General features: G+C 67.0%; 15 protein-coding genes and 2 riboswitches. Of the genes, 11 read left to right on the top strand and 4 right to left on the bottom strand.

What is annotated here, in order from left to right; all coding sequences use genetic code 11:
- Positions 1-26 precede the first annotated feature (26 nt).
- Genes AC1DBN_RS15695 through AC1DBN_RS15705 form a run of 3 tightly spaced genes read right to left on the bottom strand, consistent with a single transcriptional unit; the run spans position 27 to position 4,411 of the window.
- Positions 27-1,673 carry a DNA repair helicase XPB gene (locus AC1DBN_RS15695; RefSeq protein WP_477723605.1) on the bottom strand — a complete coding sequence of 549 codons (1,647 nt, stop codon included), beginning with the start codon at positions 1,671-1,673 and terminating at the stop codon, positions 27-29.
- Positions 1,674-1,686: 13 nt separating this feature from the next.
- The gene (locus tag AC1DBN_RS15700) at positions 1,687-4,167 is read right to left on the bottom strand and encodes a helicase-associated domain-containing protein (protein ID WP_477723606.1); all 2,481 of its coding nucleotides are present in this window, start codon (positions 4,165-4,167) and stop codon (positions 1,687-1,689) included.
- A 10-nt stretch (positions 4,168-4,177) separates the two neighbouring features.
- On the bottom strand, positions 4,178-4,411 hold the full coding sequence (locus tag AC1DBN_RS15705) for a hypothetical protein (RefSeq protein ID WP_091718434.1): 234 nt from the start codon (positions 4,409-4,411) through the stop codon (positions 4,178-4,180).
- A 208-nt stretch (positions 4,412-4,619) separates the two neighbouring features.
- Here AC1DBN_RS15705 and AC1DBN_RS15710 point away from each other — a divergent pair, with 208 nt between their 5' ends.
- The gene (locus tag AC1DBN_RS15710) at positions 4,620-5,003 is read left to right on the top strand and encodes a cold-shock protein (RefSeq protein ID WP_015936126.1); all 384 of its coding nucleotides are present in this window, start codon (positions 4,620-4,622) and stop codon (positions 5,001-5,003) included.
- Positions 5,004-5,009: 6 nt separating this feature from the next.
- Positions 5,010-5,624, top strand: coding sequence for a DUF3027 domain-containing protein (locus AC1DBN_RS15715; protein WP_390896698.1), 615 nt, complete (start codon positions 5,010-5,012; stop codon positions 5,622-5,624).
- Positions 5,625-5,738: 114 nt separating this feature from the next.
- On the opposite strand, the gene serC is transcribed toward AC1DBN_RS15715, so the two are convergent.
- Positions 5,739-6,869: a phosphoserine transaminase gene (gene serC / locus AC1DBN_RS15720; protein WP_091718437.1), complete on the bottom strand. Its 1,131-nt coding sequence runs from the start codon at positions 6,867-6,869 to the stop codon at positions 5,739-5,741.
- 295 nt (positions 6,870-7,164) lie between these two features.
- Between serC and AC1DBN_RS15725 the strand changes: the two genes are divergently transcribed.
- The 9 genes from AC1DBN_RS15725 to fdhD all read left to right on the top strand — a co-directional run bounded on the left by AC1DBN_RS15725 (position 7,165) and on the right by fdhD (position 15,408).
- Entirely contained in the window at positions 7,165-7,860 is a 696-nt protein-coding gene (locus AC1DBN_RS15725; protein WP_314215479.1) for an iron-dependent transcriptional repressor DtxR, read from the top strand.
- Between the two features lie 141 nt (positions 7,861-8,001).
- A riboswitch (cyclic di-AMP (ydaO/yuaA leader) is annotated at positions 8,002-8,220 on the top strand.
- 10 nt (positions 8,221-8,230) lie between these two features.
- Complete coding sequence (locus tag AC1DBN_RS15730) at positions 8,231-9,061, top strand: M23 family metallopeptidase (protein WP_091723851.1); 831 nt, start codon at positions 8,231-8,233, stop codon at positions 9,059-9,061.
- Between the two features lie 128 nt (positions 9,062-9,189).
- Positions 9,190-9,371: riboswitch (cyclic di-AMP (ydaO/yuaA leader) on the top strand.
- Between the two features lie 70 nt (positions 9,372-9,441).
- A complete protein-coding gene (locus tag AC1DBN_RS15735) occupies positions 9,442-10,128 on the top strand; it encodes a C40 family peptidase (RefSeq protein WP_314215477.1) in 687 nt (228 codons plus the stop codon).
- A gap of 157 nt (positions 10,129-10,285) precedes the next feature.
- The gene (locus AC1DBN_RS15740) at positions 10,286-11,059 is read left to right on the top strand and encodes an NlpC/P60 family protein (RefSeq protein WP_091718442.1); all 774 of its coding nucleotides are present in this window, start codon (positions 10,286-10,288) and stop codon (positions 11,057-11,059) included.
- Positions 11,060-11,303: 244 nt separating this feature from the next.
- Complete coding sequence (locus AC1DBN_RS15745; protein WP_091718444.1) at positions 11,304-11,804, top strand: HNH endonuclease; 501 nt, start codon at positions 11,304-11,306, stop codon at positions 11,802-11,804.
- A gap of 185 nt (positions 11,805-11,989) precedes the next feature.
- A complete protein-coding gene (gene mobA / locus AC1DBN_RS15750; protein WP_477723607.1) occupies positions 11,990-12,649 on the top strand; it encodes a molybdenum cofactor guanylyltransferase in 660 nt (219 codons plus the stop codon).
- A 12-nt stretch (positions 12,650-12,661) separates the two neighbouring features.
- The gene (locus AC1DBN_RS15755; protein WP_231994462.1) at positions 12,662-12,958 is read left to right on the top strand and encodes a DUF6457 domain-containing protein; all 297 of its coding nucleotides are present in this window, start codon (positions 12,662-12,664) and stop codon (positions 12,956-12,958) included.
- Entirely contained in the window at positions 12,955-14,463 is a 1,509-nt protein-coding gene (locus tag AC1DBN_RS15760; protein WP_314215472.1) for a molybdopterin-binding protein, read from the top strand. The genes AC1DBN_RS15755 and AC1DBN_RS15760 overlap by 4 nt, the downstream gene beginning before the upstream one ends.
- 66 nt (positions 14,464-14,529) lie before the next feature.
- On the top strand, positions 14,530-15,408 hold the full coding sequence (gene fdhD, locus AC1DBN_RS15765) for a formate dehydrogenase accessory sulfurtransferase FdhD (RefSeq protein ID WP_091718448.1): 879 nt from the start codon (positions 14,530-14,532) through the stop codon (positions 15,406-15,408).
- Positions 15,409-15,463: the final 55 nt, after the last annotated feature.

Genomic DNA, 15,463 nt, shown 5'->3' on the forward strand with positions numbered 1-15,463 from the left:
GGCCGCGTGGGCCCGGCACGTCAGACCTACCCGGGCTGGTCCACGTCCTTGGCGTCCATGATCCGGTAGGCATACCCCTGCTCGGCCAGGAACCGCTGCCGCTTGGCTGCGAACTCCTGGTCCAGCGTGTCGCGGGCCACCAGAGAATAGAAGCGGGCCGCCCGCCCGTCCTTCTTTGGCCGCAGCAGCCTGCCGAGCCGCTGTGCCTCCTCCTGGCGGGACCCGAACGAACCGGACACCTGGATGGCCACCGATGCCTCCGGCAGGTCGATGGAAAAGTTGGCTACCTTGGATACCACGAGCGTCTGGATCTCCCCGGCACGGAAAGCATCAAAGAGCCGCTGCCGCACCTTGACCGAAGTGTCCCCCTTGATGACGGGTGCCTGCAGGCGCTCGCCGAGGTCGTCGAGCTGGTCAATGTACTGGCCAATCACCAGCAGCTGCTCGCCGGCGTGCCGTGCCACCAGCTGTTCCACCACCAGGGACTTGGACTCGGAGGTGGAACACAGCCGGTATTTGTCCGCGTCGTCGGCCATGGCGTAGGCAACCCGTTCGTCCTTCGGCAGGTCCACCCGTACCTCAACACAGTCCGCCGGTGCGATGTAGCCCTGGGACTCGATGTCCTTCCACGGTGCGTCGTACCGTTTCGGCCCGATCAGGCTGAAGACCTCGCCCTCGCGCCCGTCCTCACGGACCAGGGTGGCGGTCAGGCCCAGGCGGCGGCGCGCCTGGAGGTCCGCGGTCATCCGGAAGATGGGAGCCGGCAAGAGGTGCACCTCGTCATAGATGATCAGGCCCCAGTCGTGGCCATCCACCAGTTCCAGATGAGGGTACAGGCCACCGCGTTTGGTGGTCAGGACCTGGTAGGTGGCAATGGTTACGGGGCGCACTTCCTTCAGCGCGCCGGAGTATTCGCCGATTTCATCCTCTGTGAGGGACGTGCGCTTCAGCAGTTCGTCCTTCCACTGCCGCGCGGCCACCGTGTTGGTCACCAGGATCAGCGTGGTGGTGGATCCGGTGGCCATGGCCGCGGCGCCCACCAGCGTCTTACCGGCACCGCAGGGGAGCACCACCACGCCGCTGCCGCCCGACCAGAAGTTTTCGCTGGCCAGCCGCTGGTAGGGGCGCAACTGCCAGCCATCCTCGTTCAGTGCGATGAGGTGTGGGGTGCCGTCAACGTACCCGGCCAGGTCCTCAGCCGGCCAGCCGATCTTCAGCAGGAGCTGCTTCAGCTGGCCCCGCTGCGATGCGTGGACCACCACTGTCTCGCCGTCGATCCGCGGCCCAAGGAGCGGCTGGATCTTCTTGGCCCGGATGACTTCCTCCAGCACCGGGTAGTCGTCTGTGCGCATCACCAGCCCGTGCTGGGGATCCTTCTCCAGGCGCAGGCGCCCGTACCTCGACATCGTCTCCTCGATATCGATCAGGAGCGAATGCGGTACGGGAAAGCGGGAATACTTCAGCAGCGCGTCCAGGACCCTTTCGGCGTCCAGCCCGGCCGCGCGGGCATTCCACAGCCCCAGCGGCGTGAGCCGGTAGCTGTGCATGTGCTCGGGTGCCCGCTCCAGCTCCGCGAACGGGGCGATGGCATGCCGGGCCTCGGTGGCGAGCTCGTGGTCCACTTCGAGCAGGATGGTTTTGTCACTCTGGACAATCAGGGGTCCGTCGTTCACGCAGGACAGTCCTTTACTGGTGCAGTTCCTCTGCAGCCTCGATATCGATGATCCGGTGGATGGACAGGACCCGCTCCGTGTCCTTGGCGGGGTCGAAAACACGGACGCGTCCGCCGCTTACTGAAAGCGGAACAACGGTTTCCAGGGTGGCATTCCCCAGGCTGTCCACCACGTTCATGCTGATCCGTTGCTTGAGCCGGATGGCGCGCTGCAGCGCCTCCAGCCCCAGCTGGGTTGCCGCTTCCGCCTCATGGCCAGCCGCACCGTGGCGGCCAGGAGAGCCGTCCTCCTGGCGCAGTACGGCAAGCTGGGCGTCCACATCGTCGGCCGCCGGTGCAAGGCGGGGCGCCGTGTACACGGGCCGCGGGCTTTCCTGCGGGACCGGTCCGCGCCGGAGCCGGACTGCGGAGTCCTCCACGCCATCCACCGACGGCGAGAGGCCAAGGCCGCGCAGGATCTGCACTGTTTCGCGCGGCGGCAGGGACGACGCCAGGACGGTGGGAGCGAGCCGGACCAGGCCGAGCGCGGCTGCCCGTGGCCCGGAGATGAGTTCCTGCAGCGCTTCCTCGTCATCGCTCTGGATGAAACTGGCGGAGGTCCCCACCCGAAGCTGCCCATGGCGGGTGGCGGTGTCCTGGATGAGGTATTCCAGCGGCTGCGGCACCGCGGTGGCGGAGTGGTCGCGCAGGAACTGCAGCAGGCGGCCGGCGTCATACCCGGCGTCCAGTGCGCGCCGGACGGAGGCCTCGGAGAACCGGTAGATCGTGGCTGGTCCCTGGCCCTCGGCGTCGGCCATGGCCAGGAGCTTTTCAGCCAGGTCGGGTGCCAGGTAACCAGGTGCCACTGCCGTCAGGTCGGCCTGGAGCAGCACGTGGTTCAGGGCGGCCGGCAGGTGCTGGCCCAGGAGTGTCATCGCCTCGTCCGGGTTGTCACCGGCGAAGGCGGCTCCCAGCTGGGTCAGGGCCCCGGAGCCCACCAGGCCGAGCATCTCGGCCTCGGCGAGGACGCCGCGGATCAGGGAGCTGAAGCGCCGCGCCATCCGGGGCTGCGCCCACTCGGCGCGCTGGAGGACCGCCGCCGCGTCCAGCACCGGCGCGGCGCCGTCAGCGGACGCCGCCTCGGTGGTCAGCTCCAGCAGTATCTCCAGGATGCGTTTGCGGATGACGGGGGCGTCGGGCCGCTGCGCTTCCGCAGACAACGGGACAATGGCCCCGCCGGCAGCCGACCGGTGCGCGGCCGGAACTCCGGAGGTTCCGTTGACCGGCTGGCCCACCAGCGACGGTACGCGTTCGCTGGACAGCCAGGCATTGACCAGCCACTGCCATTGCTCCTGCCGGGGCAGCGCCAGCCACTCAAGCTGCGGTGGCAGCACCCAGGACGACGAATCGACGTCCAGGCGGATCAGCCCCGCAAGGCCGCAGAGCTCCAGCAGCAGTCCAACCTGCGGCTGGCTGATCCGCAGCAGCTCACCGAGCCGCCGCGTCTCACGGACCCCTACACCACCGCTGCGCAGCGTGGCCAAGGGCTGGCGCTGGACGGCGTGCAGCAGTTCGCCCACCAGCCGCAGGGTGTCCGAAATGGCACTCAGGGCAGCATTCCGCCGGAGGGCCGCGGTGGTGGTGCCGAGCTCCGGCACCGGCGGTGTCAGGGTGAAGTCGTTGATGATGGCGCCGCCCCGCAGGGACAGCCCTACGCTGTGGGGCAGTTCCACATGGGCGGCGTCCAGCGGAACCAGCAGCCCCCGGGCCAGCAGCCAGTCGATGGGCCCGACGTCGGCGCCCTCGGTGGTGACGGACGCCTTGCGTTGTGCCTGGGGGACGGCACCCATGGCCCAGTTCCGGAACCTGGCGAGCAGCGCCGTCGTCCGCTCCGGGGCAAGGGCGAGGATGTCCTGCACGGCTTCCGGCGAGGACGTCCAGTGCTGCAGGGCCAGCGCCGCCTCCATCGGGGTGGTGGCATCCTGGATCTCGACGCCGCTCCGGTGCAGTTCGGACACAAGCTGAACCGCCCGTTGGGCGAACGCCGGCTGGAGCCGGACAAGTTCCGTGTAGCTGCGGCCCAGCCCCGCGGGATAGATTCCCACCACGTCCTTGAGGCAGCCCACGGGGAGGTAGCAGCGTTGGCGGTTGCCGGCGGGCGTTCCGTGTGGTGGATCGGCCCGGTGCACCAGGGCAAGTTCCTGCAGGCGGTCCAGGATCCGTTCCAGGATGGGCACCGAGGAGCCTGCAATCATCTTGTGCAGCGCGGGTGCGCTGGCGCTGTGCCCGGTATCGGTGTTGGTGCACAGGTGGAGGGTTTCAAGCACCTGCATCTGTGGCCTGTTGAGCCGCTCCAGGGCGCGTTGGACGCTCACCCGCGAGCTGGCCCGCGCCGCCAGGGCAGGGAAGTCAGGCACGGCGGGGGAGAGCAGGTCCGGCCGCGCGGCGAACAGCTCCCGCAGCGAGTCGTCGCTGCGGGCTGCCAGGTCCTTGCTGAGCGCGCGAATGAGGGACATCAGTCCAACGTTACCGCTGGTCAGGTTTTCCTGCCCGGCGCCGCCCTGCAACGCCGTCGAGCACCAGGAAAAGCATCAGGACGAATGCGGCGGGCAAGCCGTACAGCGCCGTGTAGGTTACCCACGCGGGAGCCACTGACCCGGCAAAGGCAAGGGCCATGACCGCCGCCACGGCGGCCAGCGAGAGCACGGCAATGACGGCGGCGGCAATCATGATGGGCCGCCGGTAGCGCGAGGGTGTCATGGACGTAACGCTACCGCCCCTCCGGCAGCGCGCGTGAACCCCGGCGTCCGGGGCGGCATGAAGCGGGATTCGGGCGCGGGGCAGGCTAACCTTGAAGGATAAAGACCAACACGGTACGCAGCTGCCATACCTTAAACCCGCACAACCGGTGCGGATGCGGTGGCGGCCGGCCGTGTCTCACAACAGCAGAACGAAGAAGGTTGATTCAATGCCTACCGGCAAGGTCAAGTGGTATGACAAGGACAAAGGCTTCGGGTTCCTCGCGGGAGAGGACGGCCAGGAGGTCTTCCTGCCCAAATCGTCGCTGCCCGAGGGCGTAACGGAACTCAAGGCCGGCACCCGCGTGGAGTTCGGCGTGGCCGACGGCCGCAAGGGTGCCCAGGCCCTGGGCCTGCGCGTCCTCGACAAGACTCCCTCTATCGCCAAGGCCAAACGGCCCAGCGCCCGCGACCTTGCCCCCCTGGTCCAGGACCTGGTGACTGTCCTCGACAATCTTTCGGGCACCCTGTCCAACGGCAAGTACCCGGACGGCAACAAGGGCAAGGCCATTGCCGCCGCCCTGCGTAAGGTTGCCGACGAGCTGGACGTTTAGGCAGCAATGAATCCGGAAGCTGAACAGCCCGACGCAGGAATGCAGGCCTCGGAACAGGAGACAGCCGATATGCCCCAGGCAGCTGCCTCTGAGCGCACTGCCGTCTCCCGCGCCGCCGCGGCCGTGAAGGCGGCCCCCCAACGCAAGGCCGGCGTGCCGGTGTGGCGGACAGGGAAGCCGGACGCGTTCCTGGCCGCCGCCGTCGACGTTGCCAGGACTGCCCTCGAGGGAATCACCTCGGCGTCGGACATCGGTCCACACCTGGCTGCCAAAAGCGAAGGCGACCGCCTGGTGACGCACCTGTTCGAATCCAGGCTGCCCGGGTACTCGGGCTGGCAGTGGTACGCCGTCATCACCCGCAACTCCCGCTCCAAGCTGGTGACGGTCAACGAACTGGGCCTGCTGCCCTCGGAGGATTCGATCCTGGCCCCGGAATGGGTGCCGTGGGCTGAGCGGGTGCGGCCCGAGGACGCCCGGGAAGAGGAGCACGAGCAGGAGCGCGCGGTTCCCGACGCCCAGGCTGCCGGAGAATCCGAAGCCGAACCGGAGACTGAAAAGGCAGAGCCTGTGCAGCAGGCCGGGTCCCCGGACGCTGCCCAGGCAGATGACGGGGAGGGCTAGCCAGCCCCCTCATGGTGGTCCCATCGAACCAACCAACAGCAAACGGCGCCGTCCGGGGTAAACCCGGGCGGCGCCGTCGTATGTTCTGTCGCCGGGCCTTGCCGACGGCGGGAGTTACTTGCGCAGCTCGCCCACCACGTAGTCAATGCTGGCCAGCAGGGCTGAAACGTCCTCGGGGTCGATGGCAACGAAGGTGGCGATACGCAGCTGGTTGCGGCCCAGCTTGCGGTAAGGCTCCGTGTCCACGATGCCGTTGGCGCGCAGGACCTTGGCTACCGCGGCGGCATCCACAGAGTCGTCGAAGTCGATGGTGGCAATGACGTTCGAGCGCTCGTCCGGGTTGATGACGAACGGCGTCGCGTACTCAGATGCCTCGGCCCAGGTGTAGATGCGGCCGGCGGAGTCGGCGGTGCGTCCCGCTGCGAAGTCCAGGCCGCCGTTGGAGTTCAACCACTGCACCTGCGCGTCCAGCGTTACCAGCGTGGACAGCGACGGGGTGTTGTAGGTCTGGTTCAGCTTCGAGTTGTCGATGGCGGTCTGCAGGTCCAGGAAATCCGGGATCCAGCGGTCGCCGGCTTTGATCCGTGCTGCGCGTTCGAGGGCGGCGGGGGAGAACAGGCCAAGCCACAGGCCGCCGTCGGAGGCGAAGTTCTTCTGCGGGGCGAAGTAGTAGACATCGCTCTCGGCCACATCGACGTCCAGGCCGCCGGCGGCGGAGGTCGCATCGACCAGTACCAGTGCGCCCTCATCGGCATCCGCTACGCGCTTTACCGGAGCGGCGACGCCGGTGGAGGTTTCGTTCTGCGGCCACGCGTAAACGTCGACGCCGGCCTCGGCCCGGGCTGCCGGGCGGGTGCCCGGGTCCGACGTAATGATGGAGGACGCATCCAGGAAAGGTGCCTTATTGGTGGCTGCGGCGAACTTCGACCCGAACTCACCAAAGGACAGGTGCTGGGCCTTCTTCTCCACGAGGCCGAAGGAGGCAACATCCCAGAACGCTGTGGAGCCGCCGACGCCGAGGACAACCTCGTAACCCTCGGGCGCGCGGAAGAACTGGCTGAGGCCCTCGCGGACCGAGCCCACGAGGTTCTTGACGGGGGCCTGCCGGTGGGACGTGCCCAGGATGGTCTTCGACGCCGCAGAGAGCGCATCGATCTGTTCCTGCCTGACCTTGGATGGCCCGGCTCCGAACCGTCCGTCCCGGGGCAGGAGGTCGGCGGGAATAGTGATGCTGGTTTCGCTCACGGGTGCTCCAATGTCGGCGGGGAGGTGGCTTTAGCCGGTCGGGCGGATAACGCCGCCCGACAGTCGGCAGTGACTGCAATACAGGCCTTTCCCATTCTGCCTGAACAGGCGTAGGCGCGGGAGCCGGAGCCGCTAAAGTCCAAACATTGAGACACGGGAACCTGGAGCCTGCAACTATTAGGACAAAGTCAAAATAGGCTAAGCTTGGCTCCGGACTATGTCGCGCCGCATGGCGGCGGGCCGTGTGGGACAACGCGGAACAACGCAGGGTATTGCGCTCGAGGAGCTGAGCTGGATGACGGATCTGATCGACACTACGGAGATGTACCTTCGGACCATCCTGGAGCTGGAGGAAGAGAACATCGTTGCCCTGAGGGCCCGTATTGCAGAGCGGTTGCGCCACTCGGGCCCTACCGTGTCCCAGACCATCGGCCGGATGGAGCGTGACGGCCTGGTGGTGGTGTCCGGCGACCGACACCTGGAGCTCACCGAGGTGGGCCGCAAACGTGCCACGGAGGTCATGCGCAAGCACCGCCTTGCGGAACGGCTCCTGGCTGATGTCATCGGCCTGGACTGGGCCTACGTCCACGACGAAGCGTGCCGCTGGGAGCATGTGATGAGTGAGCGCGTTGAGCGCCGGATCTACGAACTGCTCAACCACCCCACCGAATCGCCCTACGGAAACCCGATTCCCGGACTGGCCGCACTGGGTGGCCACCCGGACCTGTCCTTGTCCGACGGTGCGATCAGCCTTCTTGAGGCCATGAAGACGTACGGCACCGCCTCTGCCGTGACCATCAGCCGGTTGGCTGAACCCATCCAGGTGGAACCCGAACTCCTGTCCCAGCTCGACGAAGGCGGCATCCGCCCCGGAGCGGCGGTATCGCTGGAGCGTGTGGGGGACTACATTTCGGTCCGTGTTCCGGGCATTGAAGGCGCCCTGGAACTGCCTCCCGAAGTGGCTGCCCACGTATTCGTAGCCGTCAACTGACACCGTAAAAGCCCTGCTTTTACCCCGTGGGAGCTGGATCACGCAAAAATAACGGAATTGTTACTAAGGGACTTAAGCCCCTATAGTTGAACGAAAGCGTTGATACTTAAGCGTTACCTGATCTGGAGCCGAGCTCTGCCAGCGGATCAGGAGCACCAAGTCATAACTGGCAGAGGCGGGGGAACCACAACTGGCAGCGGGGGACTGCCTTGGGGTGAAGTCCGTCAGCAGCAAGCCTCTTCCAGTGAAGGAACCTTCCGGGGATTTCTCTGTGCCGCAGCTTGCTTACGGCGGACCGGGTCTGTGAACTCTCTGACCCGAATCCGACAGCTAACTTCGCAGGCTATCCAGAGAGGAACCCTTCTTGACCATGCAGACCCCCCGGGGCCGCCGCCGCGCGGCGGGCCCCGCTGCTACGCCGCGTGCTGTCGAAGCCGTCCAGGCTGCCGAGACCTCGCGCCCCCGCGATCTCCACCGTGACGCGCGCCGCCGTCGGGGTCCGTTCCGCCAGATAACGGAATTCGCCTCGGCCAGCGGTATCGGCCAGAAGGCCGGCATCGCGCTTGCCGCCACCGGCCTGGTGCTTACCGTTACCGTCCCCGTGACCAGTCCCGTCATGGCAACTGACGCCAGCGGAACCGGTGCCGTTGCCGCCTCATCTGTGACGCCACAGCCCGCGATTTCCGCGGAAGCAGGCGCCCAGATCGACTTCAGCCGCTCCGCCGTGGTCACCCAGGCGGACCCTGACGGCAAGCTCAAGCAGCTGCTCAGCGCCCAGTCCGCAGGATCGGTCTCCCGGGCTGCATCCGCCGGTACCCTGGGGGCCCCGCTGGCCACCATGACCACGGCGTCGCCGTTCGGCTACCGCGTCAGCCCCATCACCGGCGGCACCGGCGACTTTCACCGCGGGCAGGACTATGTTGCCCAGTGCGGTACCTCCGTGATGGCTGCCGCCACCGGAACCGTGACTTTTGTGGGCTGGCACCAGTACGGCGGCGGCAACAGGGTGGTGGTGGACCACGGCAACGGCCTGGAGACCACCTACAACCACCTGTCGTCGTTCAACGTGAAGGAGGGCCAAACCGTCTCCCGGGGCGACGTCATTGCCCTCAGCGGGACCACCGGCGCCTCCACGGGCTGCCACCTCCACTTTGAAGTCCAGGTCAACGGTGAGGTCGTCGACCCCACCGGCTGGCTCTAGCCAAATGATGGTGGACTCTCGAATGGCCGTGACCCGCCGTGACCTGAATGTGACATTCAAACAAAACTGCTGTACCGTCTAAATCGCGTCAACTTTTCCGAAGTTGACGCTCTTGAGTGGATTGCCTAACTCTGCCACCGCTCAAGGTCCGTTCGCATTTCATCGTCTGGCAGGGGCGGGGGAACCAATTTTGGCCTTCTTGTTTCGAAGGCCTTGGGGTTAAGTCACGAAAGCTTCCTTGGAAGCCGTGTGGCCGGGTGACTCCCATCCGAATCCGACAGCTCACCTCGCAGGCATTGGGAGAGGCTACCTTCGTGTCTTCACGCCATAATGCTGCGCGCCACCGTGCGCAAACGGTTCGTACCAACCCTTTGGGCGCCGTGTCCAAGGCTGTAAGTGCCAATGCCGGGACAGTGGGTCGCCAGGCTGCAGTAGTTGCAGCCGCTTCCGGCCTCGTCCTGGCTATGGGCCTGCCGGCCGTCGCGGACACCACCGCGGGCGTCTCGGCATCCACCGAGTCGGGTTCGGCCCAGACCGCCCTGGCTGTCACCGCGGCACCTACCGCCACTGTTTCCTTCGAGCGCCCGGTCATCAAGACCACTGCTGCTCCGAAGCCGGAGCCGGTACTCACCCAGTCCACTGCGTCAGCAGCACGGGATGCCGGCAACGCCGTCACCGCAGCCGCTGGCTCAACCGAAGCTGCTTCCGAGAAGCTCGCGGAAACAGTTTCCTCCGCTGCCACCTCGGGCATCGCGGCCATCGCGTACACCGGCATTGGCCACCCGTACGTGTGGGGCGGCACCAGCCCCAACGGCTGGGACTGCTCCGGATTCACCCAGTGGGTCTACGCCCAGGCCGGCATCAGCATCCCGCGCGTCAATGCCTGGAACGCCATGAAGCCCACCTCCACCCCCCAGCCTGGCGATCTCGTCATGCAGAACGGCGGCGCACACGTTGGCATCTACGTCGGCAACGGCATGATGATCAGCGCGCTCAACCCGTCCCAGGGCACCCTTCTTCACGCGGTTGCCGCCACGGGAACCTCCTCGTTCTACACCATGAACTAGTTTCTGGGGCCCCAGGCCCCAGAAACTTTTTCTTTGCCCCCGCTTTTCGCTAAATCACACATCCCCGTTCGGGACGCGCCGACGTACCCCCAAGATGCCGGCGCGTCCAAAACCCCCGTGTTGCCTACAGGCCCGGGGATAACGAAAGAGAGAACTGATGACGACTCGTGCTACCGCACGGCATCGCGCCGAAGTCACCAAGACCAACTCAATCGCCATTATCGCCAAGGCTGTTGGCGGCAACGCCGGCGGCGTTGGGCGCCAGGCAGCGGTTATCGCCGCAGCCTCGGGCCTGGTCCTGACCAGCGGCATCGCCGCAAACGCAGCTGACACCAACGTCCAGCGCGACTCCGCTCCTGCATCCGCTTTTGAAGTTGGAACAGCTGTGGAAGCCCCGATCTCCGCGGCTTCCACCATCAACATCTCCTTCGAGAAGCCGGCCGTCAGTACCAGCCCGGCTCCGGTGGTTGAGGCAGAGCCCGAGGTTGAGGTCCAGGAAGCCGCTCCGGCTGCCCAGACACCCGCAACGCAGACCGCTGCAGCGCCGAAGGTCACCGCTACCGTCACGGCGCAGCCCGCATCTGCTCCCCAGGCATCTGCCAGCGGCAAGGGCGCAGCAATCCTGTCCGCAGCGTACGCCCAGCTCGGCGTCAACCAGGACTGCACCATGCTCGTCACCAACTCGCTGGCTGCCGTGGGCATCAACTTCCACGACTGGCCCGCTGGCTACCTCTCCCTGGGCCGCACCGTGAGCGCTGCCGAGGCCCAGCCCGGCGACCTGATCTACTACGCCGACGGCGGCGCCGGCATGGCCCACATCGCTGTTTACGCCGGCAACGGCCAGGCAGTGCACGGCGGCTACAACGGCAACCAGACCGTGGTCTTCAGCGCAAACGTCGGTTCCGGACCGGTCTTCATCCGCGTCAACTGATTCCCCCCGACAGGGCCGGTACGGCCGCCCTTCGGATAAAAGGACCCCTGCCCACGCGGCAGGGGTCCTTTGCCGTTAACGGGCGGTGCGCTCCGGACGCCCTTCCCTGACGATACTTGTGTGCCGTGATTAGCTGATCCTGCATTTCTTTGTTTACTCTTGTGGTGTCGATCCATAGCCCGGACATGCCGAGGGCAGCCGGCCCTCGTGCCCCTGACGGGTGCGGCCGTGAAGAGGTACGTGCATGCGCACTCTCGTTCTGAATGCTGGATATGAACCGCTGGCGGTTATTACTTTCCGCCGGGCGCTGGTGCTTGTGCTCACGGGCAAGGCAAGCGTGGTAGCGGAGGGCGATGATCCCGTGGTGGGTCCGCAGGAAATCCTGGGCCGCCCCTCCGTGATTCTCCTCAACCGTTACATCCGGCCCAGATACAACCATGCCACCGCCGTCAGCCGGCGCGGCGTCCTGAGGCGGGATGGGCACAAGTGTGCGTACTGCGGAAAAGCGGCGCACACGATCGACCATGTGCACCCCAAGTCCCGCGGAGGGGCGGACACCTGGGAGAACCTGGTGGCTGCCTGCCTGCGCTGCAACAACGTCAAAGGCGACCACACACCCGCCGAGATGGGCTGGAAGCTGCGGTTCGAGCCAGCGCCTCCGCACGGCACCATCTGGCAGATCAAGGAATTGGAAAAGCCCACGCCGGCGTGGGACCCGTTCCTCCTGCCGGAGCGGGCAGCCTGACCTTCGCTGACTGCCTGACGCGGGCCGACTAATTGACCTGGGCTGCCCGGTCGACCTGCGCTGACGGGCTGGTGGTCCTGGCGGTGTTGCCTGCGCTGGCCGCCGGGCCTGGGCTGTGGTGGCCGCCTCACCTATTGAGTGCCTGGACTGTCATGACGGCGCCCGGCACTGGCTACGCTTGAACCATGCAAGACGACGTGCCGGCCTTTGATGCCCTCATCCTGGCGGGAGGCCGGTCCTCGCGGCTGGGAGGAGTCCCGAAACAGGGACTGCTGTTTCGCGGAACCACCCTTCTGGAACGCGTCCTTGCGGCAGCTGAAGGAGCCCGGGCCACCGTAATTGTCGGTCCGGACCCCGGCCCGTTGCCCCCCGGAGTGCTCACGTGCCGCGAAGAGCCGGAGTTCGCCGGGCCCGCAGCGGCTATTGCCACCGGACTGGACGTCCTGGACCGGGCGGGGGCGGGTGCTCCGCACACCCTCGTCCTGGCCTGTGACATGCCATTGGTCTCCGGGGCTGTGCGTGCCCTTCTGGATGAGTTGTCCATGGGGCAGGGAGCGGGGACTTACATGGCCTGTACCGAGGATGAACACGGCGCAGGGAGGATGCAGCCGCTGGCCGGACTTTATAGCACAGACATGCTAAAAAAGTCCGCCCGGGAATTGGCCTCGAACGGCCGGTTGGTCAACGGATCAGTCCGGTCACTCCTTGCTAGTCTGGACGTGCAGCTTGTCGCCGTTCCGGCCGCTTACACGGCAGATGTGGATACGTGGGACGATGCCGCCGCACTGGGGATTGCCGCCGGCAGCCCGGACGTGGAGGACGGGGCCGGGCGCGGCCGCAGTTAACTTGGGAGGCACGTGGTGAAGAGCCAGGACGAAACACTGGAGGAATGGTGCAGGTCGCTGCTCCAGGCCTACGAGCTTGAGGATGTCCAGGTGGACATCAATGCCATCCTTTCCCTTGCCGGCGTCGCGGCGCATTCCGTGGTCCGTCCCGCCGCCCCGCTGACCACCTTCATTGCCGGATTCGCCGCGGGCCTGGCCTCGAACTCCGGCAGTTCGACCGATGCCGTGGCCATGGAAAAGGCCCTTGCCGTCGCCCGCACACTGGCTGCCGACTATGACGCTGAAGCCCCCGGGGCCCCCGGCGAATGACAGAAGCACCCGGGCAGGAAGCAGCATCCCCCGCAGGGCATAAACACAGCCATGGTCACAGGCATGAACACAGCCACGACCACAGCAACGGACACCCGCAAGGACAACTGCAGGAACAACCGCTGCGACAGAACGACGAAGGTCAGGCCGGAACCGGCCAGGAACAGGACGCGGGCCAGGGCCACCATCACCTGGCCCACACCTGGGCGGAAGCGCGCCAGGCCGCCTTTGACGCCGCAACGCCCATCCCGCCCGGACCCGTGCCGCTGGATCAGGCCCAGGCCCGCAGGCTGGAGCAGGACATCATTGCGCTCCAGGACATGCCGCACTACGCTTCCTCCGCCATGGACGGATGGGCAGTCAACGGGTCCGGGCCGTGGATCCCCGTCGAAGCCGGAGCCCGCCTGGCGCCGCACCAGGCCAGCCCCATCGTTACCGGCGGACTTATCCCGCCCGGCGGCAAGGGGATCCTGCGCAGCGAAAGCGCCGTCCTCGCCGAGGATGAGGACGGGCTCCCCGTCCTTGCCACGGGTGGCACCGCCCGCCCCGGTGAACCGCGCAACGGCCAGCACGTGCGCAAAGCAGGCGAGGAAGCACAGGAAGGGGACATCCTTGTTCCGGCGGGGGTGACCCTGAACCCGGCGCACCTGGCACTCGCCGCACTGGCCGGATATGACGAGCTGACGGTACAGGGCAAACCCCTGGTGCGCCTGCTGCTGACCGGGTCCGAGGTGGTGGTGCAAGGCCTGCCCGCCCCGGGGAAGGTCCGGGACACGTTCGGCCATCAGCTGCCGGCCGTCGTCGGCATGCTCGGTGGCATCCCGGGCGGACAGCAGCGCATCGGCGACTCCTACGGGGAGTGGCTCGCGGCCTTGGAGGACGTGGTCCCGGAGGGCCCCGGCGCACCCGGGCTCCCGGCCGACGTCGTCATCACCACCGGGGGGACGGGCCGCTCCGGCACGGATCATCTCCGCCGCGCCGTTGCCGAACTGGGCGGCCGCCTGGTGGTTGATGGCGTGGCCATGCGGCCCGGGCACCCGGTGGTGCTGGCCGAACTCCCGGACGGCCGGTTCGTCCTGGGCCTGCCCGGAAATCCGCTCGCCGCCATGATGGCGCTCTTTACGGTGGGCGCGCCCCTGTTGGCCGCCCTGGGTCACGGAACAATGCCGGAGGTGCAGGAAGTGGCCTCCGGAACGCTCATAGACCCGGATCCGGGCCGCACGCGCCTCAAGCCGTTCCGGCTGTTGTACGGGATGGCGTCGCCGGCCCAGCACACCGGCCCGGGCATGATGCGCGGGCTTGCGACGGCCGACGGCGTCATGGTGGTTCCGCCGCACGGCGTGCAGCTGGGGGAGCAGGTACCGGCCTTCGCGCTGCCGTGGGGCCCGCCCATTCCAGCGCCTGCGGAGCCCGCCAAGGCCAAACCGCGAAGCAGCAGGACGTCCCGGACGGCGGCGAAGGCCGGCCCTGCGGGGCCAGTGGACTGGAGCGCCCTTCTCGGCTGAGCCGGGGCTTGGCCGGGCAGGCACCCTGCAGTGCGATGATGGAGACATGAACAGGCAGGACGGTCCATGGGACGCGTGACGCAGCGCCGCAAGGTGCATAAGTATGTCCTGGACGGCTCGCCGAAGGCGCTGGAGTTTCCCGTCCGCTACCGCGAGGATGTCCTGGCAGTGGAGGAACCGTTGGAAATCCGGCTGGGCAGCCTCTCCTATTCGGTCACCATGCGCACTCCGGGCGACGACTTCGACCTGGTAGCCGGCTTCCTGGTGTCCGAGGGCGTGATCTGGACCCCGGACCAGCTGGTATCCCTGCGCTTCTGCGCCGGCGAGGACGAGAACGGTGTCCAGACATTCAACGTGGTGGAGGCCCAGCTGCGTCCTGACGTCCTCCTGCCGGAAACGGGACGGAACGTTTATACGTCCAGCTCCTGCGGCATCTGCGGGACGGACTCCATTGAAGCCGTCCGGAAGTCCTCGCACCACAGCCCCGCGGCGGACCCCCTCACGCTCGACGCGCACGTACTGGCATCCCTGCCCGCACTGCTCCGGAAGTCGCAGCGCCTCTTCGACGATACCGGCGGGGTGCACGCTGCCGGGCTTTTCCGGGTTGAGGACGACGGCGGCGTGCAGCTTATGTGCCTCCGCGAGGACGTGGGACGGCACAACGCGGTGGACAAGGTAGTGGGCTGGGCCCTGCGCGAAGGACTCCTGCCACTGCGCGGCACTGTCCTCCAGGTGTCCGGCCGGGCATCATTCGAGCTGGTCCAGAAGGCGGCTCAGGCGGGTATCCCCGTGTTGGCTGCCGTCAGCGCGCCGTCGAGCCTGGCCGTGGAACTCGCCGAGGCCAGCGGCCTGACGCTTGCCGGTTTCAGCAGGGGAACCAGCCTTAACGTCTACGCGGGGGCAGCCAGGATCATCAGCCCGGTGGCTGCTTCCGCGCCCGCCTGACGCTCCATCAACCCCCTTCGGATGCTGCCGTAAGGGGGTTGGTTTGAGGGCTACC

It is taken from the genome of Pseudarthrobacter sp. 10T415, assembly GCF_056394175.1.